The organism is Treponema parvum (assembly GCF_017893965.1).
In the GTDB taxonomy this organism is placed as follows: Bacteria; Spirochaetota; Spirochaetia; order Treponematales; family Treponemataceae; genus Treponema_D; species Treponema_D parvum.
This window is the reverse complement of record NZ_CP054142.1, coordinates 649,710-671,067: the sequence shown is the minus strand read 5'-3', so window position 1 is coordinate 671,067 and position 21,358 is coordinate 649,710. Positions and strand designations below refer to the sequence as shown.

At 44.8% G+C, this 21,358-nt stretch carries 16 protein-coding genes; 10 read left to right on the top strand and 6 right to left on the bottom strand.

Features of this window, described 5'->3' with window-relative positions:
* Positions 1-25: 25 nt before the first annotated feature.
* Both HRQ91_RS03115 and HRQ91_RS03110 read right to left on the bottom strand, forming a co-directional pair.
* Positions 26-1,267, bottom strand: a complete 1,242-nt coding sequence (locus tag HRQ91_RS03115; protein WP_210120218.1) for a CobW family GTP-binding protein — start codon at positions 1,265-1,267, stop codon at positions 26-28.
* Between the two features lie 139 nt (positions 1,268-1,406).
* On the bottom strand, positions 1,407-2,267 hold the full coding sequence (locus tag HRQ91_RS03110) for an alpha/beta hydrolase (RefSeq protein WP_210120217.1): 861 nt from the start codon (positions 2,265-2,267) through the stop codon (positions 1,407-1,409).
* 92 nt (positions 2,268-2,359) lie between these two features.
* On the opposite strand from HRQ91_RS03110, the gene arfB reads away from it, so the two are divergent.
* The 6 genes from arfB to HRQ91_RS03080 all read left to right on the top strand — a co-directional run bounded on the left by arfB (position 2,360) and on the right by HRQ91_RS03080 (position 9,941).
* On the top strand, positions 2,360-2,785 hold the full coding sequence (gene arfB, locus HRQ91_RS03105; RefSeq protein ID WP_210120216.1) for an alternative ribosome rescue aminoacyl-tRNA hydrolase ArfB: 426 nt from the start codon (positions 2,360-2,362) through the stop codon (positions 2,783-2,785).
* A gap of 126 nt (positions 2,786-2,911) precedes the next feature.
* On the top strand, positions 2,912-3,907 hold the full coding sequence (hflK, locus tag HRQ91_RS03100) for an FtsH protease activity modulator HflK (protein WP_210120215.1): 996 nt from the start codon (positions 2,912-2,914) through the stop codon (positions 3,905-3,907).
* Between the two features lies 1 nt (position 3,908).
* Positions 3,909-4,898, top strand: a complete 990-nt coding sequence (hflC, locus tag HRQ91_RS03095; protein WP_210120214.1) for a protease modulator HflC — start codon at positions 3,909-3,911, stop codon at positions 4,896-4,898.
* Positions 4,898-6,772 (top strand): hypothetical protein, encoded by a 1,875-nt coding sequence (locus HRQ91_RS03090; protein WP_210120213.1) that lies wholly within the window; start codon positions 4,898-4,900, stop codon positions 6,770-6,772. The genes hflC and HRQ91_RS03090 overlap by 1 nt, the downstream gene beginning before the upstream one ends.
* Positions 6,773-7,068: 296 nt before the next feature.
* Entirely contained in the window at positions 7,069-8,559 is a 1,491-nt protein-coding gene (locus tag HRQ91_RS03085; protein ID WP_210120212.1) for an acyl-CoA carboxylase subunit beta, read from the top strand.
* A 233-nt stretch (positions 8,560-8,792) separates the two neighbouring features.
* Entirely contained in the window at positions 8,793-9,941 is a 1,149-nt protein-coding gene (locus HRQ91_RS03080; RefSeq protein ID WP_210120211.1) for a glycerate kinase family protein, read from the top strand.
* 17 nt (positions 9,942-9,958) lie between these two features.
* Here the strand turns inward: HRQ91_RS03080 and HRQ91_RS03075 are convergent, their stop codons facing one another.
* Positions 9,959-11,065, bottom strand: coding sequence for a hypothetical protein (locus HRQ91_RS03075; RefSeq protein ID WP_210120210.1), 1,107 nt, complete (start codon positions 11,063-11,065; stop codon positions 9,959-9,961).
* Between the two features lie 356 nt (positions 11,066-11,421).
* Between HRQ91_RS03075 and HRQ91_RS03070 the strand changes: the two genes are divergently transcribed.
* Positions 11,422-12,441: a magnesium transporter CorA family protein gene (locus tag HRQ91_RS03070; RefSeq protein ID WP_210120209.1), complete on the top strand. Its 1,020-nt coding sequence runs from the start codon at positions 11,422-11,424 to the stop codon at positions 12,439-12,441.
* On the top strand, positions 12,438-13,499 hold the full coding sequence (locus HRQ91_RS03065) for a formylglycine-generating enzyme family protein (protein WP_210120208.1): 1,062 nt from the start codon (positions 12,438-12,440) through the stop codon (positions 13,497-13,499). Before HRQ91_RS03070 ends, HRQ91_RS03065 begins: the two co-directional genes overlap by 4 nt.
* A gap of 143 nt (positions 13,500-13,642) precedes the next feature.
* Here the strand turns inward: HRQ91_RS03065 and HRQ91_RS03060 are convergent, their stop codons facing one another.
* The gene (locus tag HRQ91_RS03060) at positions 13,643-14,845 is read right to left on the bottom strand and encodes a pyridoxal phosphate-dependent aminotransferase (protein ID WP_210120207.1); all 1,203 of its coding nucleotides are present in this window, start codon (positions 14,843-14,845) and stop codon (positions 13,643-13,645) included.
* Between the two features lie 116 nt (positions 14,846-14,961).
* Here HRQ91_RS03060 and HRQ91_RS03055 point away from each other — a divergent pair, with 116 nt between their 5' ends.
* Together HRQ91_RS03055 and HRQ91_RS03050 are read left to right on the top strand one after the other, a co-directional pair.
* Positions 14,962-16,875 (top strand): hypothetical protein, encoded by a 1,914-nt coding sequence (locus HRQ91_RS03055; RefSeq protein ID WP_210120206.1) that lies wholly within the window; start codon positions 14,962-14,964, stop codon positions 16,873-16,875.
* A 184-nt stretch (positions 16,876-17,059) separates the two neighbouring features.
* Entirely contained in the window at positions 17,060-17,509 is a 450-nt protein-coding gene (locus HRQ91_RS03050; RefSeq protein ID WP_210120205.1) for a single-stranded DNA-binding protein, read from the top strand.
* A gap of 250 nt (positions 17,510-17,759) precedes the next feature.
* On the opposite strand, the gene HRQ91_RS03045 is transcribed toward HRQ91_RS03050, so the two are convergent.
* Positions 17,760-20,039 (bottom strand): peptidase U32 family protein, encoded by a 2,280-nt coding sequence (locus HRQ91_RS03045; protein ID WP_210120204.1) that lies wholly within the window; start codon positions 20,037-20,039, stop codon positions 17,760-17,762.
* Positions 20,040-20,113: 74 nt separating this feature from the next.
* On the bottom strand, positions 20,114-21,286 hold the full coding sequence (locus HRQ91_RS03040; protein WP_210120203.1) for a lipoprotein TP_1001-related protein: 1,173 nt from the start codon (positions 21,284-21,286) through the stop codon (positions 20,114-20,116).
* Between the last annotated feature and the right edge of the window lie 72 nt (positions 21,287-21,358).

Below are 21,358 nucleotides of genomic sequence, written 5' to 3'. Positions count from 1 at the left end.
CCCCGCCCTGCGGAATAAGTCATCCTTACAAAATCATATCCACATATTCTTGCGGAGCGAGCAGTTTATCCAAATCGGAAGAAATTTTTTCTCTGTCGAGTTTCGTGCCTATGATCACGAGTTTTACCATTCGGTCGCCGTATTTTTCATCCCAATTGCTGCGCATTTTAGGATCGCCTCTTAAAACTCTATCCTGAACTTCTTTGTCTTCCGAGGCGAGCCAATTGCCGCTGTATCCGGCAGAAATTTGGTTTCCGGAAGTTTCAAACACCCATGCCATAGCCGGTTCGTCGGCAAACCACATAACGCCCTTGCAGCGTATGATGTTTTTAGGCCAAGTGTCGGCATATTTATCGAGTTTTTCACGATCGAACGGAAGCCTTCGAGAATAAACGAAGGAACCTATTCCGTATTCATCTTCATCCGCGCCTTCATGGCGATGTTCGTGGTGGTGATGTCCTTCTTCGTGGTGATGATGATGGCCGCCTTTATGGTGATGCTCGTGCTCATCATCATCGTGATCATGATGGTCGTGTTCGTGTTCTTCTTCCTCATGATCTTCATCGTCTCTATTCAATATCGAAACCCAGCCTGCGCTTTCGTAAACTTTTTCAAAATCAAACGAATCCGTACCGATAATGTCGCTTACAGGCACATTGCCTTTCGTGGTTTCAATGATTCTCGCATTAGGCTGAAGAATTTTAACTATAGCGCGGATCTTTTTAAGCTGTTCTTCGTTTACAAGGTCCGTTTTATTTATGATCAAAATATTGCAGAACTCAATTTGCTGAACGAGAAGAGATTCTATATCTTCTTCTTTCATATCCTTTTTTAAAAGTTTATTGCCGTAATCAAATTCCGTAGCAAGCCGCATGGCGTCAACTACGGCGACTACCGCATCGATCTTTCCGCCTTCGACGGTGGTCACCGCCTGCGCGATCGGCATAGGTTCGCAAACTCCGCTGGCTTCTATCAAAATATAGTCGAATTTTCCGGTACGGATCAATTTTTCAATCTGAAGAACCATATCGGACTTTAGAGAACAGCAAATGCATCCGTTTGTGAGCGGAATAAGACTGCTAGAGTCGGTTATATTTGCATCTTTTGCGATAAGATCGGCATCGACATTTATTTCGCCTATATCGTTTACGATTACGGCGACCTTGTATCCTTGCTGGTTGTTCAAAATGTGATTAAGCAGCGTTGTTTTTCCGGCGCCGAGATAACCGGTCAACAGCGTGATGGGTATAGTTTTTTTTGCAGACATTATAAAACCTCTTTTAAATAACATAACGAAAAAACGATAAAAAGAAAAGCCGTAACGTTTTTCACTTACGGCTCTTGAAAAGTGCTTTATCCGCTTTCCTCGTTGTGTCTTTTGGCAACGTTTTGCGATTGTCTCTTCCCTACCTCTTTTTGCTTTCGGCGATGACGCCCGAGCGGACCCACGCGGCAAAAACTTCAGGCCATATGACGCATTCTTTTTGAATGCGCGGAGGATCTCCGGCAGTTTCTTCATTGGCAAGGCTTAACCCGTGCAAACCTTTGGTAAAGATATGATATTCCAGAGGGATATTATGTTTTTTAAGCTCGGTCGCGAACAGTAAAGAATTTTCAACGGGAACAAGTTCATCCTCATAAGTGTGCCACATAAATACGGGCGGAACGTCGTCGTTTACATGTTTTTCAAGCGACACAAAATCCCGCATATTTTGATCATCGGCTTGAGAGCCCAAAAGACAGCGGATAGAATCGTCATGTCTGAATTCCCCCGAAGTAATTACGGGGTAGCACAAACAAAGCGCGTCGGGCCTTATTTGAGCAGGCGTCAGCGGTACGTATTTTTGAATAAAATCCTTATTCCACAATACGCCGAGATTAGCCGCCAAATGTCCCGCAGCCGAAAAACCAAGTACTATGACATTCTCAGGATCGACGAACCATTCGTCACAGTGCCCGCGGATATAGGCGACGGCCTCGCACAGATCAAGAAGCGCGGCAGGATAATCCATAGGAGCGATGCTGTAATCAAGCACGCACGCGTGAAATCCTAGCGCGTTCATACGGATCGCAATCGGTTCCGCGCCTCGCGGACTTCTCCATGAATACCCGCCGCCGGGGCATACGATAATAAGCGGACGCCTTCGGTTCGGGTCGATATATTCGCTGTTGTCAATCAAATAAGTCGTTAAATACGGGATAAAACCGTTATTTTTAATTCCTTTGGAAGCGTACCTAACCGGCAGCTCAATTTTTATGTGTTTCATATGCGTAAATTGTATCGAAGAGCCCTCATCCGGTCAACATAGCGGACAATACGGCGACATCTGTGCTATACTTTTTCGAAGGTCGTCATAACATGAATAAAACCGAACTTCACAATTCCATAATTCAAAATATAAGGTTCTCTTTTTCCCGATCGGGAGGAGCCGGCGGACAAAATGTAAACAAGGTAAACACTAAGGTCAGCGCGTCGCTTCCTTTGGCAGATCTTCACGGCCTTTCAGAGTCGGAATTCTTTGCACTCAGAAAAAATTTGCACAATATAATAAATTCCGACGACGAATTGTTCGTAAGCGTTCAAGACGAAAGAAGCCAGTCGTTAAACCGTGAAAACGCAATCGTAAGGATCGAAGCCAAAATCGCTGCAGCGGCGAAAATCCGTAAAAAAAGACATAAGACCAAACCTACCCAAGCGTCGCGCGAAAAGCGGCTCAAAGCAAAAAAGCTTCATTCCAAACTAAAAAGCATGCGCTCGCACTCATCGGAATTTGACGCACTATAAAAACACACTTTAAATAAGATCGATATTCCGTTAAATTCTTCTTGTAATTTTGTTTCACAGTGTTTATTTTTATTATAAGGGTCATTATCTGTGCGCAAAGAGCGCACAAAATTACAGGAGTTACGAATGGCACAGAGCAATGTCGTCGATCTGAAAAAACTTTCAAATTTTTTTTTAAAGCCTTCAAGGATCTTATGGATAACAGCGGCGCTCATAGCGCTTTGGGCCGCAGGCAGCTGTTTTTTTAAAGTTGATGAAACGGAACAAGCCGTTATAACGCGCTTCGGAAAATATTACGCGACGCTCGGGCCGGGACTGCAACTGAAGCTGCCGTTCGGAATCGACAAAAACTACAACGTCCCCGTAAAAGTCGTCCAAACCGAACAGTTCGGTTTTCAGACTATAAATTCCGGTATCAGAAACGAATACAAAAACAATATCACAGACGAATCCACAATGCTTACCGGCGATCTTAACATAGTCGACGTAGAGTGGATAATCCAATACAGGATAACGGATCCCCGCGCTTGGCTTTTTAACGTGCAGGACAAACGGCAGACAATCCGCGATATTTCGCGTTCCGCAATAAACGTTTTGGTAGGCGACCGCGCCATTTTGGACATAATGGGGCAAGAGCGCACGGCAATCGAAAATCTTGCAACGGAATCAATGAATCAAAAATTTAAAGATTTAGGCTTGGGAATAAACGTAAACGCCGTAAAGCTTCAGAACATCGTTCCGCCCAAAGGAGTTCAAGATGCGTTTGAAGATGTGAACAAGGCCATACAGGACATGAACAGATTTATAAACGAAGGAAAAGAAGCATACAATTCCGAAATTCCCAAAACGCAGGGACAAGCCGATCAGCAAGTGCAGATCGCGGAAGGCTATGCGTCGGAACGCGTAAACCGAGCGCGCGGCGATACGGCGCGCTTTAATTCAGTGTATTCGGAATACAGCCGCTCTCCCGTGATCACAAGAAACAGACTCTATCTTGAAACTATGGAAGAACTTTTCGACGGCGAAGACAAATCGCCCTCGCTCATAGACAAAAAGCTTCAAAACGTTCTGCCCGTAAAAACGCTGACTTCCGGTGCAGGCACCGCAAAATCAGGAGAATAATATGAAAAAGATAAAAACCGCATACAAGATTCTCATAGGACTTGCAGTCCTTGTGCTGCTGGTTATAAAGACGGGGCCCATCTTTATAGTAAACGAAGGCCAGCAAGTCGTAGTGACAAGATTCGGCCAAATCGTAAAAACGCACACGGAAGCGGGCTTGCACATTAAAATGCCTGTCATAGATACCGTCGTAACATATCCGAAATTGATCTTATCTCTTGACGGAGATTCTCAGCGCATTCCCACAAAGGAAAATCAGTTCATAATCGTCGACACCACGAGCCGCTGGAAGATCACGGAGCCGGATAAATTCTACCGCAGTTTTAAAACGCTCGAAGCGGCTTACAACCGTTTAAGCGACATAATAGATTCATCCACAAGAACGGTAATAACGCAAAACAGACTCAGCGAAATCGTCCGCTCGTCAAACATAATCAACGAAAAACCAAACGGATACAATAAAACCGAAAATGATCAGGAAATTGCCGAAATAGAATCGCTCGTAAACGTAAGCACGGTAAACGAATCCGTTTTACGCGGAAGGAACGACCTATGTTTGCAGATGACGGAAGAAGCCAACAAGTCGCTGATTGAATACGGAATAAATCTTTTAGACATTGTGCCGCGACAGATAAAATATTCAAACGAGCTTACGGAAAGCGTCTATAACAGAATGATAAAGGAACGAAATCAGGTCGCGCAGGCTTACCGCTCTTTGGGTGAAGGAAAAAAAGCCGAATGGCTCGGGCGCCTTGAAAACGAAAAACGCCGTATCCGGTCGGAAGCCTACCGCAAATCCGAAGAAACAAAGGGAAAGGCGGACGCCGAAGCCGCGCGCATTTATACGGAATCATATTCAAAAGATCCGGAATTTTATGAGTTCTGGAAGAGCATGGAGTCTTATAAAAATACAATGAAAAATTTTGACGCGACTTACAGCACGGATATGGAATACTTCAAATACCTGTACGCGCCGAACGGCAGACGCTGATGTCAACCTTTATTTCGATAAGTTCAAACGAATTGCGCATGGATTCGGGACTTACAGAATCCGCATTCGGTAAGACAAATCTTGCGCAGTTTTTAACGACCGATAAGGGACTTCTCGTAAAATTCCGCCCGAAAGTTTCGCAGCACGGCGAATGCGACGATGCCGACAAGTACGGCGGCAAACATAGCGGCGGCGAGTTTGACGACAATGCCAAATTCGGCGACAATGGCAAGTGCGGCGACTGTTATCGAACGAATAAAGCTCTCGGCACGTCTTCTGCAGAACCTGCAGCCGCTTCAGGGCTTTTTCAGGAATCGCCGGAGTTCGTAAAATTCAGTCCGTGGACGTTTTCGCACATAGAGGCGGATAAGGATTCAGGCCATGCGATATTCTGCGGACAAATTCCTTCATCAAACGAGGATCCTTTACGCAAAAATCACAATATTTTTTTGATCATCGTCGCCATGACGGAAGCATTGAAAAGATCGATAGACGTGCCTGCGGTAGGGCTCGGCGGTATATTGGCTGGCAACGACTACGTTCTTTTTTTGCCGGAAATCATATTTGAAAACTGCACGAACGCGCTCTCCAAAGAAGAAAAAGCGTTGACGGACGGGGTTTATAAATTTAAAGGACTTTTAGGAGCGAAGGCGGTATATTTTACAAGAGCCGTAATAGTCTACGAGGCCTTGGCGAAAAAACTTCCGTTCGCACGGACGGAAGAAGAGAAAAGGCAAAAAGACATCATCGACGGACTTTTTTTACCTTTGAAATATGCGGTTTTCAACATAGATAAAACTCTCGCCGCCGCAGTGGACGAAGCTTTGTCGCCGAATAAGGTTAAAAACACGGAATTTCAAGAAAATTTTCCTATTGAAATTTTAAAAAAAGAATTGGGAACGGACGGCGGTCACGGCAAACCGGACGGAAAAATCACGGAAAGCGCAAACGGCAACTGCAAACAAGAAACCGGCTCCTCAGTTTTTTCCCTCGACGATGCAGGAAACGCAGAAAGCACGGAGCTAAAAGAATTTGAGCGCGACGGCAAACTTTTTTTTGAAAAACTTAACAAAAAAATAAAATTCAAGCGCGCCGTACACAAAAATAAGGGACTTATCGCAGCAACCGCAATTGCGCTCATAGTCACGGCGTTCGCATCCGCCGATTACGCAAAAAGACTTAACGATCTGCCGACTACAAAGGGACTTACCGCTGCAGAAACCGTAAATCAGTTTTACGCAGGAATTCATTCGCTCGATTCCGAACTTATCAAACAAAGCTGCAAAGGTTCGGAACCCACGGCCGTCCTTAATTCCGTGAGCACCATTTACGTTACCGTAAAGGCTCGTTCGGCTTACGACGGCGGCGACACTTATACGCCCGAACGCTGGGTAAACATCGTCCTTAATCCGAAACACAAAGGTACCGATTGGATGTACGGGCTTTCGCACTTAGTAATGCATAACAGCAACGGCGATACGCTTCCCACGGATCTTTATCCTAAAATAATAAAAAGGAATGAAAAACCCGGCCCCGTAAAAGAAGACGGCGGTATTCCGCAGGAAGGCGCTCAAAAAAACTTTCTGGTCAGCTATTATAAAATTCTCACGTCGGGAGAAAATCCTGTTATCAATGTAGATAAAATCGAAGACCTCGTTCAGTGTTCTTTTATAAAAGACAGATGGCTCGTAACAGGGATAAGAACTGAAATTCTGGAGTCAAGCGAATTTGAAACGGCGCCGGTTATTGAAGATCTTAAAAATTCGCTTTCAAAAACGGATGACGGCAGCGTAATCGCCGACGAACAAAAAACATATCCTTGGCTTCCCGATGAAAAAACAGTATACGCCGAAAAGGAAAGAATGAAGGGTTAAAAGGCGTCGCCAAATAAGTGAGATTATAAACCGACGTACATCCGTGTACATCGATTTATGGCGGATTTCAGACAAAGCCAAAATATCGCTTTTACATATTTTGCCGCTGTTCATGGCGGTACTTGAACTTCGAGTTTGCTTTTAGACAAATGTCGTTTATTAACTGTGCGCAAAAAGCGCAGAATTTTTACTACTCCTCTACCCCGTCCCGTGTCTCTTGACAGACAAAAATACAATTTTTGTCATATTGACAAACCGTGATAAACGTCTTAAAATAAAAATCGTTGAGGTTTTACATGAAATACAATATTGAAAAACAGCATGAAAAAGGAAAACTGCACGCCATAGAGCGTATCAATGCAATATGCGACAAAGACTCGTTCAAGGAGATTTATTCCGGAGTACGCCATAATTGTACCAGCTTCGGTATGGAAAACAAGGATATTCCTTATGACGGCGTCATCACCGGATTCGGAAAGATCAACGGAAGAAAGGTCGCCCTTTACGCGCAGGACTTTACGGTTCAAGGCGGTTCTCTCGGATTAAAACACGGGCAAAAAATTGCAGAACTTATCGATATGGCGATAGAGGCGCGTTGTCCCGTGATAGGAATAAATGATTCCGGCGGAGCACGCATTCAAGAAGGCGTAGACGCGTTGTGCGGATACGGAGATCTGTTTTATCAGAACGTACGCGCCTCAGGTTCCATTCCGCAGATTTCAATTGTAGCGGGGCCTTGCGCAGGCGGCGCCGTTTATTCCCCAGGAATTACGGACTTTATTTTTACCGTCGACAAAGTAAGTCAGCTTTTTATAACGGGTCCTAAGGTCGTAAAATCCGTCATGTTCCTCGACATAAGCACTGAAGATCTCGGCGGAGCGGCGATTCACTCAAAAAAATCGGGCGTAGCGCACTTCCGCTGTGAAAATGAAAACGACTGCTACGCAAGGGTCAGACAGTTGCTGGATTACATTCCGCATTATTACGGCGATAAGCTTAAAAGCGACGAAAAACCCAAATACAATGCAAAAAGAATGCAAAAACAGATAACTGAAATCCTGCCCGACAATTCCAAAAAAGGATACGATATCCGCGAAGTTATCAAGTGCGTTGTCGACGAAGATACTTTTTTTGAAGTTATGGAAGAATTTGCGGCAAACGCAAGCGTAGGCTTCGGAAAGATCGAAGGACGAACGGTAGGAATAGTCGCAAACAATCCGGCCGGTTTAGGCGGAGTTCTCAACTGCGATGCAAGCGATAAAATCGCCCGTTTCGTTCGCTACTGCGATTCTTTTAATATTCCGCTTTTGACCTTTGTCGATGTTCCGGGGTTTATTCCCGGGCCGGAAGAAGAACAAAAGGGAATTATCCGCCACGGTGCGAAGGTTATTTTTGCATACAGCGAAGCTTCGGTTCCCAAGGTGACGGTCATAACGCGAAAAGCTTACGGCGGAGCATACATAGCGATGTGTTCCAAACACCTCGGCGCGGACTTTGTCTACGCGTGGCCGACTTCGGAAATAGCGGTTATGGGAGCGGAAGGCGCGCTCGGTATCTTATATGCAAAAGAAATGAGCGATCCGGCAAAAGCGGCCTTCGTTGCCGAAAAATCTCAGGAATATAAAGATACTATAATGACGCCTACGATAGCGGCCCAGCGCGGGTATATAAGCGAAGTAATCAATCCTGAAGAAACGCGCTCCCGTGTGGCGGAAAGCTTTGCCGTTCTTGAAAACAAAACAGCGATGGATCATCCGTTAAAAAAACACGGAAATATTCCTTTATAAAAAGCACAGAGTTAAGCTATAGACACAGACCGGCGGATTTTGCGATTACTCGCAAAATCCGCCGGTCATTTTTTGCCCCGATAAATTCTCAACATATAAACGCAAAAAAACGAAAATTCGCATAAAAAAACTTTAAAAGCATAGCGAAATAAGCGTAAGAGGCTTATACTTAGCTATCGTTGCCATAAAAAAATTTCTTCATAAATCAAATTTTGAATCGGAGAATAAGTTAAATGAAAAAGATAATTTTAATTCCTGACTCTTTCAAAGGCACCATGAGTTCCGCCGAAATATGCGAAATAATGAAAAAAAGTATTGAAAAATTCCGTCCCGAAACGCCTGTCGTGAGCATTCCCGTAGCGGACGGCGGAGAAGGCAGCGTAGAAGCCTTTCTCGCGGCCTGCGGCGGCCAAAAGAAAAACATAAGGGTAAAAGGTCCGTTTTTTGAAGACGTGCCTTCGTTTTACGGCATTTTGAACGACAAAAAAACCGCCGTCATTGAAATGGCCGCATGCGCGGGGCTCCCGCTCGTAGGAGACGCGCTCGCTCCTGAAAAGACCACAACGTACGGAGTCGGACAACTGATTATCGATGCGGTCAATAGCGGCTGTTCAAAAATAATCATGGGCCTCGGCGGAAGCGCTACAAACGACGGAGGATGCGGGGCAGCGGCGGCCTTGGGCGTAAAATTCTTTGATAAGGACAATAAAGAATTTGTTCCCACCGGAGGAAGTCTGCAGGATATCTGCAAGATAGATATGTCGTCTCTCGCGCCGGAATTGAAAAAGTGTTCGATCGTTACGATGTGCGATATCGATAATCCTCTGTACGGCGAAAACGGAGCCGCCTATGTTTTCGGACCGCAAAAAGGGGCGGATCCTGACGCTGTAAAGCGGCTCGACAAGGGGCTCAGACATCTGGCGCAAATCGTACAAAGCGCTTCAGGCGCCGACGCAGCTCTCACGCCGGGAGCGGGAGCGGCGGGCGGTATGGGCTACGGAATGAACGTATTCCTTAAATCTAAACTGCAGATGGGCATTGAAACCGTTTTGGACACCGTTAATTTCGATTCCATTCTTAAAGACGCCGAGTGTGTTTTTTCGGGCGAAGGGAAAATAGACACGCAAAGTCTTCGCGGTAAGGTGGTCATAGGTATAGCCAAAAGGACAAAAAAGGCGGACGTACCGCTCATAGCCGTGGTCGGCGATATAGGGGACGATATTGAAGAAGCGTACACAAAAGGCGTTTCTGCCATATTCAGCACAAACAGAGTCGCCGTGGACTATTCAAAAGCGAAGCTTAGGGCTAAAAAAGATATGGCGCTGACAATGGAAAATATAATGCGTTTTTCAGACTGTGTTTTACAGATGAGAAAAAAATAAAAACAGACGTAAAGAATTCAGAACGCATAAACCCCATATTTGTCCTGCCAAACGCTTCCGTCCGAGTACTTGATTTCGGACACATATAAAAAATCAATGCGGTAAGGTTCTTCGGGTACGTCGGAAATAAAGTCGTCAAGGTTTATCGCAATATCGCTTACCGATCGGGCGCCGATAATTTCCTTATTTACGGCGATAATTTGATTTGCTCCGATAAACGGATTTTCGCCGTTGTCGTCATACAACCTGAGCGAAACGGTAAATTCCGAAACGGTCTTAGGCTCGGCGTTGTAGAATGTGAAAAGAACGCCGGCAAAACGATATTTTCCCGGAGATTCTCCGTATTCGACCGAAACTTCGCCGATCACATAAGGACAATTCCTTTCAAGAAGGGTTTTGCACGACGGGAAAATCAAGAATAACAACAAACAGCATAAAAAATGTCGGACATTCAGAACGTCCTTTCGAATATTTTTAAAGAACGCCAAAATCTTCCTCTTTGTCACATGTTCCTGTGCATTGCGCTCGGAAAGTCCGTCCGCAGCTGCCTTGTCTATCTTGCCCGTCTTGCCTACTAAGGTCGCATACCTCTCTAAATCCGGCGGCGTCGATTCTGCCGTTTCTGCCGTCTTCAAAACCGCCCCGATCTTGTTATTGCCGTAAGATGACGTCGGAAACCGATTCTTTTTCGCCTTTTTCTTTATCATCGCCCGGTGAAATAACGACAAAGGGGATATTGCGCGGAGTCCTGTCGAAAATGGAAGGATTCGGAATCTGCACGCAGACGGATTCAGCGCCCCAAGCGACTTTCGATATTTTTCTTCCTGCGTATGGTTAGCCCCGGTTATCGGAAACCGGATATAGCCCGGATTTTGCCCGTAAAGATACGAAACATAGCGTAAAAACTGCTGCCGAGACAAAAGAGTAAACGTGATTTTAGGTTCCAAAGGACTTTTTTCATAGCGAAGATACGACGAAAACGCGTGAAATAAACGTAGCCTGAGCGGAGTGTCTTCCGGCCTGGTCAACCCGAAATGAATCCTGTTTCCGTCTTGCTTGATGATCGCAACTCCGTTGTAAATACAAAAGGCGGGCGACAGCATAAACGCGTGAATTTCAGTCATCGATAAACTCCGCTAAAACTTTATAATTCTTACTCGTAATCTTTAATTGTGCGGATAATAAAAAAACTGCAACTTTTTCCCGCGCAATCCGCCCTTCTTGCCTTAAAAGTCCCCACAATCTTTATTGCCCTTAAATCTTTTTTTTGATAGAATAAATGAAATCACATATCCAAAAACATGTCCGCTTTTGCGGATAAAAATTCCACAAGGGAGGTTCGTTTTATGGACAGCGGCGGTAGTCGTAGTTCAGATTATCATTTATGCAGCTTACATTGCATAAAAGCCTCTGCAGGGCTAAGCCGGAATTAAATACCGCAATGTTCTGCACGCTAATCTTCGCGTAAAAGGACATTTTTATGATCACATATTGGCAGCAAATCCACGGAAAGCTTATCCGTGTGAAAAAAGAAGATCTGGATCCTAAGCTGAAAACGTGGGTCGACGCCCGTTCCGTGACGACCGACGACATAAGCGAACTTGAAAACGATTACCTGATCGAAAACGAACACATCCTTGATATTCTCGACCCGGACGAATTGTCGCGAATAGAAGCGGCGGACGAATATACTCTCGTCATAATGCGTCTTCCTATTTTTGAAATGAATGCCGAAATCCCGTATTTTACAATTCCGCTCGGCGTTATAATAAAAGATAATTTTATCATAACCATATGCTGGACCGATTGCGAAGTGCTAAAAGATTTTTCCGCAAACAGAGTAAAAGGCGCGAGGCTTGAAGACTTTCCCGCCTTTATGATCCAAATACTAAGCCGCTCGGACATATTGTTTTTACGCTATCTGAAAGAGATAAACCGCAGGTCTGCAAGCATACAAAAAGAACTGCAGGTTTCGATCGAAAATAAAGAAATAATTCAGCTTTTAAACCTTGAAAAATCTCTTGAATTCTTTACGACCTCTTTGAGCAACAATCAGGTTCTGCTTGAGAAATTCAGAAAGACAAAGCTTCTTAAATTGGACGAAGACGACCAGGACTGGCTTGACGACGTGGACGTAGACAACAGACAGGCCATAGGCATGGCGGACACTTACAGCAACATTCTTTCGGGCATGATGGACGCCTTTGCTTCCGTAATTTCAAATAATTTAAATATAGTAATGAAAAAACTTACGATCATAAACATAATTCTTATGATTCCTACTTTTATAGTAAGTTTTTTCGGAATGAACATTCCGCTGCCCCTCCAAAATTCCGGCGGTCTCGGAATAATTGTGATCATCTTTATCTGCATAGTTTCTACCATGTTTGCGCGTATTCTTTTCGGCGACAGGTCTTCGCTCCAGCAAGTTTCTCCCGCGCTCAGAAAAAGAGCAAAAGAGCGCAAAAATAAAAAAAGACAGCGCGGAGATTCCAAATGAAAAAGCTGCGAGCGTTTTTTTTTACAATCATCCTTTTATTCTTTCCATTTCTCTCAGAGGCGCAGACGAACATTTTCATACAGGATTTCGTCCAGATCGACATGGTAAAGCTCGGCCCCGATGCGAATGCCGTTTACGATGTTTACACTATCGGGGATAACACTCAGTCTTACACCGCCGTCCGCTGGATAACGCCGTTTTTAATGAATAAGTACGAAACGTGCTATGAATTATGGTATACGGTAAGAATTTGGGCGGAAAATAACGGCTATCAATTTCAAAACCTCGGACAGGAAGGCTCCGGCGGGCGGCGCGGACAAGCGCCCACCGAAAAAAAACGTTTTCAGCCGGTCACAATGATAAGCTGGCATGATGCGGCCGTATGGTGCAACGCTTTAAGCGAAATATACGGCAAAACTCCCTGCTACACATACAAGGGCGAGGTTCTCAGGGATTCATGCGATACGGCCGTGCTGGATCTGGCGCAGTGCGGCTGGGAAGCGGACGGGTTCCGTCTACCGTCCGAAGCCGAATGGGAATATGCCGCCCGCCGGACTCAGGCAGGTTTCCAACGCGGAGACTCGGCCAGCGGACAGATCGACCGCTACGGCAACAACGACGAAAGCGTGCTCCAAAACACTGTAGCGTGGTACGACGGCAATTCAGACGGAACAAGAACCGTAGGAACTGCAGGGACGCCTTTTTCGCCCGACGCGCTCCCTGTCCCCGGAAGCGGAAACGCAAACGGATCCGGCCTTTTTGACATGAGCGGGAACGTTCTTGAGTTTTGTTGGGACTGGATGGATACGTACAAGGACATGTCTCCCGGTGAGCGCGCGGCAGGCCCTGAATACGGATTTGAGCGGACGGCGAGAGGCGGAAGCTGGTCGCCTTACACGGGATTCATATTCTGCGGAGACCGCTATTCCTACGATCCGAACGCGATATACAACTATCTGGGATTCAGGTTTTGCTCAAACGCCGAAAACACTTCGAAAAACCTTTCGGAAAATTTTTCGGAGCCTTTAGAACGATCCTTAAAATTGTCCGGCGAATAAATCTTCAGATTTTGGAGCCGGCAACAGGTGCGCTTTTTCGCGCATATGATTTGCGATGTTTCGGCTTTACCCGAAACTCGCGATTTGCAGCTTAAAAGTCGCCGCGGTTCTTTGCTTTAAAAAAATCGCCGCGAAAATTCCGCCTACAGATCTTCCATGGATCTTTGCAAAGCAAGCATTTGAGCCGGAGTCCCTATGGAAATCCTCAAAAAATCTTCAATTCCCGGCGTAGAAAATATCCTGACTAAAATTCCGTCTTCTTTTATTTTCCGATAGGCTTCCTGCCCGCTTACTCCGCTTTTTTTTGCAAATACGAAATTCGTCTGCGAGGGGAGAACTTTCCAACCGTGATTCTGCAAAAACAAAGTAAATTTTTCACGTTCTTTAACGACAGCTTTTGCGCAATTAACATAATACGCGACCGATCTGCATGCGGCGCGGCAGGCGACTTGTGTTATCGCATCTACGGGAAAATGATTCAGCGAATTTTTTACGGTCGTCACGGCTCTTACAACTTCAGGGCTTGCGACTATATAGCCGCTTCTCATTCCCGCTCCGCAAAGACTTTTGCTGAAAGTACGCACTATTATGAGATTGTTAAATTCCGAAAGCAGCGGAATGCAGCTCTCTCCTCCAAAATCCGCATACGCTTCGTCTACGACAAAGGCCTTATCCTTAGGCGCATTTAAAAGCATTTGCCTTATCTGCGAACGGGACAGTCCTACTCCGGTAGGAGCGTTCGGGTTTGCAAAAATCATTCCGGAATTCATTTTATTCGCTTCAAAAACCATCTTTTTATCGTCAACGCTCCAGTCTTCCTTTAGCGGAACGGGACAAAACGGAATATTGTAAAACCCGCAGTAAACCGGATAAAAACTGTAAGAAAATTTCGGAATTATAAGAGGCCTGTCTCCGTCGAAAAAAGCGAAAAATATAAATGAAAGCACTTCGTCGCTGCCGTTTCCCGTGTAGATCATTTCGGGAACGACGGTAAAAGGTATTTTGTCTTTTTCTGAGGGAACGCAGGAAGCGCATTCGATCGGATCGGAGGCGGCGCCGTGATCGCGTTCGGCCGCATCGGAAGAAAAAGACGTTTCCGTCCTTGAAAGAACGCCTCCCGTTTTGTTTATCATGGCGGCTATTTCCGCTCTTAAATCGCCGGAATCAGGGTCGGGATACAGCCCCAATTTTTCAGGGCTTTCGGACAAAAATTTATTTACGGCGGCAGTTACTTCAGGCGACGGGGGATAAGGATTTTCATTTGCGTTCAGTTTTATATAGTCCCTGTCCTTAGGCTGCTCGCCCGGAACATACGGATGTAAAAGGCTCATACGTTTTGACAGCATATTTTTTCCTCTTGTGTATTTTAAATATTCGGCGGGCGGCCGTCAATAATTCGGTCAACAATTTGCCATGTTACCCTTCCCTAACTCCTTGTTTATTGTTATATTAAATTTCACTTATGGCAAATAAATCTATAATTAATATATTGTTAAAATTTTACGCAAACCGTTTAAATACATCGACTGTAGATTACGATGAATTTATCAGTTATGTAAAAAAATATGCACAGATCCATGTTGAAGAGCAGCCCGATCTGGTGATGTATTTGGGAAATGCGGACGCTCAGATTGAAAAAGATCTTGAAGAACTTGAAGCCGCTCGCAAAATACTGATCATTGGCAACGATAAAAAACGTACCATTTTCGTCACAACGATATACGTACAAAAATTCGAAAAACTGTATCAGGAAATTGCAATAAAACCGACGACTCCTTTTCCGACAATATCCGATTTGCCAAAATCCGTGCCGACCGATATTTTGTACAAAAAAAATGCTTCGGACTATCTTCATGCTGCGCTGAAAAAACAAGAAACGGACGACAAAATCTTGTATTGTCTGTCTTTGCCGCATGAAATTCCGCCTATAATAGTGCCTTCGTCTTTAAAAGTTTCCACTCTCGGAGAAATTTGTATGGCAAAGATCCGCATTCTTCTTCAAAAAGAAGAATACCGCGGTTATTTTGCAAAAAAACTGCACATATCAAATCAAGGAAAAGAATTGGCCACAAAAAACTTTTTTGATAAATTCGTAAATTTTTCCAATGATATCATAAACGATCTAAAAGAACCCGGCGATAATTTTTATTTTTGGACGCAGCTGTGCTATTTTATTCGAGAAGATTACGAAAGCATAAAAGACCGTACTTCCGAAGATACAAATGTCTTGCAGGCCATATACATAGCGGAAATAATCATTTCTTTTTATAAGGATAAAATAAAACAGGAAAACCAAAAGCAGGAAGCTCTTGAATATCTGAAAAAAGCGCTCCAAAAACCTCCTTACTATTTTACGATAAACGACATTACGGGCATCGTAAATAAAAAGGGCGTGCCTCTCATAAAATTATATACTGACGAAGACCTTAAAGCGTTCCTTGAAAAAGAGACTTCAAATAATGCTGACGAAGGATCATCTCTCCTTCCGGATCTTTTGGTATTTAAGGTGCAATCGAAAACGCTCTTTTTTATTTACAAGGATAAAATTCTTCCTCTTATTGTCAGACTTTGCAACGAAGCTCACGACACGGTAGGAAAGATTATCACCGACAATTGGATAGAGTTGCTTAGGAATTTCACAAAGGTGCCTGAAATGTACAATCAGGCAAAATACGAAGAACTTTTACGTTCAAAGACTGAAAAAATGGCTCCTATTTTGTACTCCCTGCTTAATGCGAATTTCCTGCTTACTCTCACATACGAACTGCGCTCAAAAAATACGGAAATTCCGCTTTCCTTATTTGAACACGACAGGTTAGTGCCTTACAGCACGCTGCTTTTATTAAAACAACAGGATCTTTTGGCAAACGCAAAGTTCGCACTGCCTTTCTGGTACTCGCTTCCCATCGTAAGTTGGTTAATATCGCTGTTTACAAAAAAACCTGAAAAATTCAAGCAAAACCCTTCTGTGACGGCATTTCAAAAAGTCAATTACGATCAGGAAATTGCCCATGGCGCAAAACAGCCGATGAGCAAAGGCAAAGCTTTGGCACAGGCGGCACAGGCTCTTGAAAAGCACTTTGTTCAGGAAGGTTCTACGGTCGAACGCGACATGGATTCCTATGCTAAAATATGGAATAAGCTGATAGACAAAAAAAACCGCATGAATTTGGAAGAAGACGTAAACGCCCTGATCAGGGACTATATACGAAACGTATTCAGCACTCTTAACGGCATTACATTCGATGAAAACCGTCTGGAAAATCTTGCAAACACGCTGTGTAATACTCCCAACATGAAACGGATCGGAGAACCCGAGGCGCTCAACATGTATGTAAGAATGTACATACTGCATCTTCTAAAGGGACTTACATAAGACCGCCTCTAAAACTTATCTGCAATCCGCTTTAGCGAATATAATGCGTCATTTCCCGCAATTTTATTTTCCGAAATTCAACTTCACAGCAATTAATAACAGTGAGAACCTTTGGTGATCGCTGTTTTTTTTTGCACAGACTGCCGCTAATCACTTATGCAGGAGTTTTTTATCAGGAGGAAATATGAATAAACTCAATTCGACTATTTTGGAAGGGAATGCCGTAAAAAAGCCCGAGCTTAAACTCTCGCCTAAGGGCACGAGCATCTGCGTGCTGCCTCTGGCTGTAGACCGCTATTATAAAAACGCAAGCGGCGGATACGATACGGAAGTTTCATACTTCGACGTGGAAAGTTACGGTAAACTTGCGGAATTTTGCGCCGGCGCAGCCGAAAAAGGCAGAGGTGTACGCGTAGTAGGAAGGTTAAAACAAAACAGATGGAAGACGCCCGAAGGCGAAAACAGAAGCAAGATCATAGTGATCGCCGAACACATCGAGATGAAACCGCTGAAAAAAACCGACGAAATATCAAAAAACACGGAAAATAATTCGGAAGTTAAAGAGGCGAACGAAGCCGATTCCGAAATAATGCAGCTCAAAGAGGCTGGGGAGGTTACTCAGCCGGTATTTTAGCGCGGTGTAATCAACAATCTCGCCTCAGACAGCGAAGCCTCAAGCGGCAGCGAGGTATTGAAATCTCCGCACGAATACCAGACAGCCGGTCGCAATGATGATGATCGATTGGTTCCAGCTTGATCAGTCGATCGATCGGCTGTGCGTTGTGCATTCCGCCCGAAAAAAACCGCAATTGCCGATTACGGGCGGCACATGAGGCTGTCCCAAAGCTTAAGTTTTTGGACAGTTCCCGATTTCCAACAATTATTCACCTTTTACCGAAACGCGTCTTTTTTTTCTTAGAGGCGCCGTATTCAGGACGGAAGGTTCCTGCAGCATAAGCGGCCGCAACAGCCTTGCGCTCATCGATCTTTTCCTGGGAATAAAACCCGTCTTTCCAATTAAAGCGCGACGTTCCCGGCAAAACCAGATGTTTCAAATATGCATTTACAATCTGTTTAAAATCACCTTTGGAAACCCTTGTCTTCGAAAGATCGATGAGCAAGCTTTTAAAGCCTGCCGATCTGATGATTTCAGTCTTATCCAAAATCGAAAAAGGTTCTTCCGGCATGACGAACGAGCCGTCGTTCGTAGAATTCACTTTAAATTCCTTTTCTTCCTTGTCGGTAAAATATGTAAAATCATAGTCGGCGGGAAGTTTAAAACGCATTCTAAACAAGGCCGGATAGGCGAAAACGGGAACCAAAACCCTCTGCCTGAACTGCCTGTCGTAAGTAGCTTCGAGGTTTTTACGGGAATTTTCATAGGGACTTATAAAGGCGCCGATGTTTTGATTTTCAAGCCAAGATACGGCCCACCTGTTAAACGTGTAAAGATAAGGCCCTGCCACGATATTTACATTTTTCCCTCTGAGCATGGAAATGTGGGCGATATTATTGACAACCCAAACGTTAAAACCGTCATTTACAAGAAACTCGATCGTCTCTTTGAGAGTGTCGTACGTTCCTTCGGGAACAAACGGATCCAGCGACAAAAAAATCTGTTTTTTTGAAAACGGCAGAATTATCTTCTTTTCTTTAAGAGCGGATGCCGTTTCGCCGTTCAATTCCAATATAACCCTGACCGGACGGGCCGATTGAATAACAAACAAATCTTCCAATGTAGAAACTTGGACGTACAATCCTTCAGGGAAATACAAGAGCTCGCCTTTTTTTATCGGCGTCAAATCAAGGATAGGAAGCCTTCCCGCTCCCGGCTGGCGCCTGAACGATGAAATGTCGTTGGGCAAAACGCGGGAATAATGTTTTGACATGGCTTTTGTCTGAAGCAGGTAGACGCTGTCCCCCTTTGAAAAATCCGAGGGAATATCTATCCAGCGGCGCCCGTTTTTGTCTACCGTAACGAAACGCACCTTATGGCTCTTTCTGCCGGAATCGTCCTTTTTATGAAGACGTATGGAATCGCCTATTTCAGGGTCATATGTTCCCCCGCTTAAAAGGACCACATATATATCGCCTTTTTTATCATCAGCGGGAAAGTCTTTGTCTTCTCCCGATTCTCTTTCGCCCTCATTCCCGAAGTAAGGAGCCTTAATTTGGGACTTATTTTTAATCACCTTGGAAGATTCTATGGTTCCAAGAAAGATCCCCGTTCCGCCGGCCTGATCGGGATTCAGTATCGCTTTTCCGGCATTTTCCATTCCATCTTTTATGCTTTTAAAACCGTACCAATAAGAAGTTTTACTGCGCGCAAAATCGGTTGCGAGCATACGTTTCGCCGCGGCGACGGTTTCTTTTTTATTGTCTTTGTAATGATCGATCACATACCTGTAGGCGGAAACGACGCTTCCGACATATTCGGCGCTCTTCATCCGCCCTTCAATTTTAAAAGAATCCACTCCGGCTTCTATAAGTTCCGGTATCCGATCGATAAGCTGGAGATCATACGGAGAAAAATAATATCCCTGCTTGTACCCGCCCGGAACGTCGGCCGTATAAAACCTTCGGCACGCCTGAGTGCACATTCCCCTGTTAGCGGATTTGCCGCCGAGAAAACTGGAAAAAAGACACAGCCCCGACTCGCTTACGCACAAGGCCCCGTGAACAAACATCTCGAGTTCAGCGTTAGTTCTTGCCTTTATCGCGCGAATCTCTTCAAGTCCGAGTTCACGGGCGACAACCACGCGTTTTACGCCTTCCCTGCTCAAAAGGTTTACGGCGGCGGCGCTCTCGACGTTCATCTGTGTTGAAGCGTGTAAAACCATATCGGGAAAAAACTGTCTTGCCATGCGCAGCACGGCAAAATCCTGAACGATGAGACCGTCCGGCCCGACGCGATTTAAATATTCCAAAAAGCGATAAAGGCGCTCCGTCTCTCTGTCCTCGACAACGGTGTTAACTGTCACATATATTTTTTTGCCAAGGCGATGCAGAGAATACACGGCGGCTTCAAACTGATTCCATGCAAAATTTGAAGAGCGGAGCCTTGCGTTAAAACTCTTTAATCCCAAATATACTGCGTCGGCTCCTTCGCCTATCGCAGCGTCCAGCGCTTCGACATTTCCGGCGGGCGCCAATAATTCAACCATGCCGCAAAATATATCACAACAGCGAAGAATTTTCTACCTGTATTTCCGCCTGTGCGCAATCGGCTGTCTTTCGTCTACCTTCCGGGAGTTACCGAAGATGCCGTCTTTCTTTCCCAATCTTCAGGAACAACTCTTATTCCCCCTGCAGGCAGTGTTCCGGATTCTGCGGCCGAATCCAACGCAGATAAATTCTTTCGTGCAAAAATACACTGCATGGAATCGCCTGAAACTTTAAAAGCATTATCTATCGAACACCCGTTTTTCCATATGCCGCTTTCATACGCTCTTCGGGCGGCTTCTTCCAAAGGCGCTTTCATCCACTGTGTCTTTGAGTTTTTGGTATATAAAAACGCATCGATCAATGAAGAGCGGTTGCCGTCTTCGAGCAAAAGCACATCCTGCGTGGAACCCAACCGGCTGTCGGTATTAACGATCCAGATGTCGCGTGAAGAACTGCTTCCCTGAGCCGTTGAAAGCTCCAGATCGTCGCCGTATTCCGAAATACAACCGTCCCCCGAATTTCTTAAATGCACGACAACAAAATCTCCGGCATCGACTTCTACGGGCGGAAGGCAGACGTCATAGTCTTTCCCGTCGTTTGCGCTTGAAATTACAAGCCCCGACAGATTGCCCGGTTCCAACACGTAAAGCTCTATAAATTCCACACCGCCTTTTTCGGTAGATCTGTCTTGAATTTCACTGAACACGACTCTCGCCGCACGGGGATTAAATCCTATGACCGGTGAAGAAAAGGTAAGCGTATTGCCGTTTTTATCTTCTATTTCTCCGTATAAAACATATTTTCGCCCTATTTCGGTGGGCATAGCGAGATTGCATATTATGAGCCTTCCGCCTTCTTCGCTTTCTATAGAAATCGGTATCGAATTTTCAACGCCGCACGCAGCGTAAAGCGACGAGGGAAAAAATTCATTATCAGGTTCTCCGCCGAACACGGACGTCAAAGTATCGGATAAAACGGCGGACTGTTTGCTTAAAGTTAAGCCTATCACGTTTACTTCTTCGGAAAGGCTGACCCTTATCTTTTTTTCGGATTCCGCAACTATTGAAAGAATTTTAGGAGACTCGTAATCGCCTGAAAGAATTTGTATTCCTTCGGCGGATATGCGGCACGAGATATTATAAACTGAAGACAGTACCGCAACGCTCCAAAACAGAGTTTGAAAAAAAACAGAAAAGAATCTTTTTAAAAATAATTTCCGGTCTTTCGATCTTGCCGTCTTTTGCATAAGCGCCTCCGCAACAATAATTGCAGAGAAATGCAAAAACGGAAAAAAATCACCGCAAAAATGTGCAAAAAT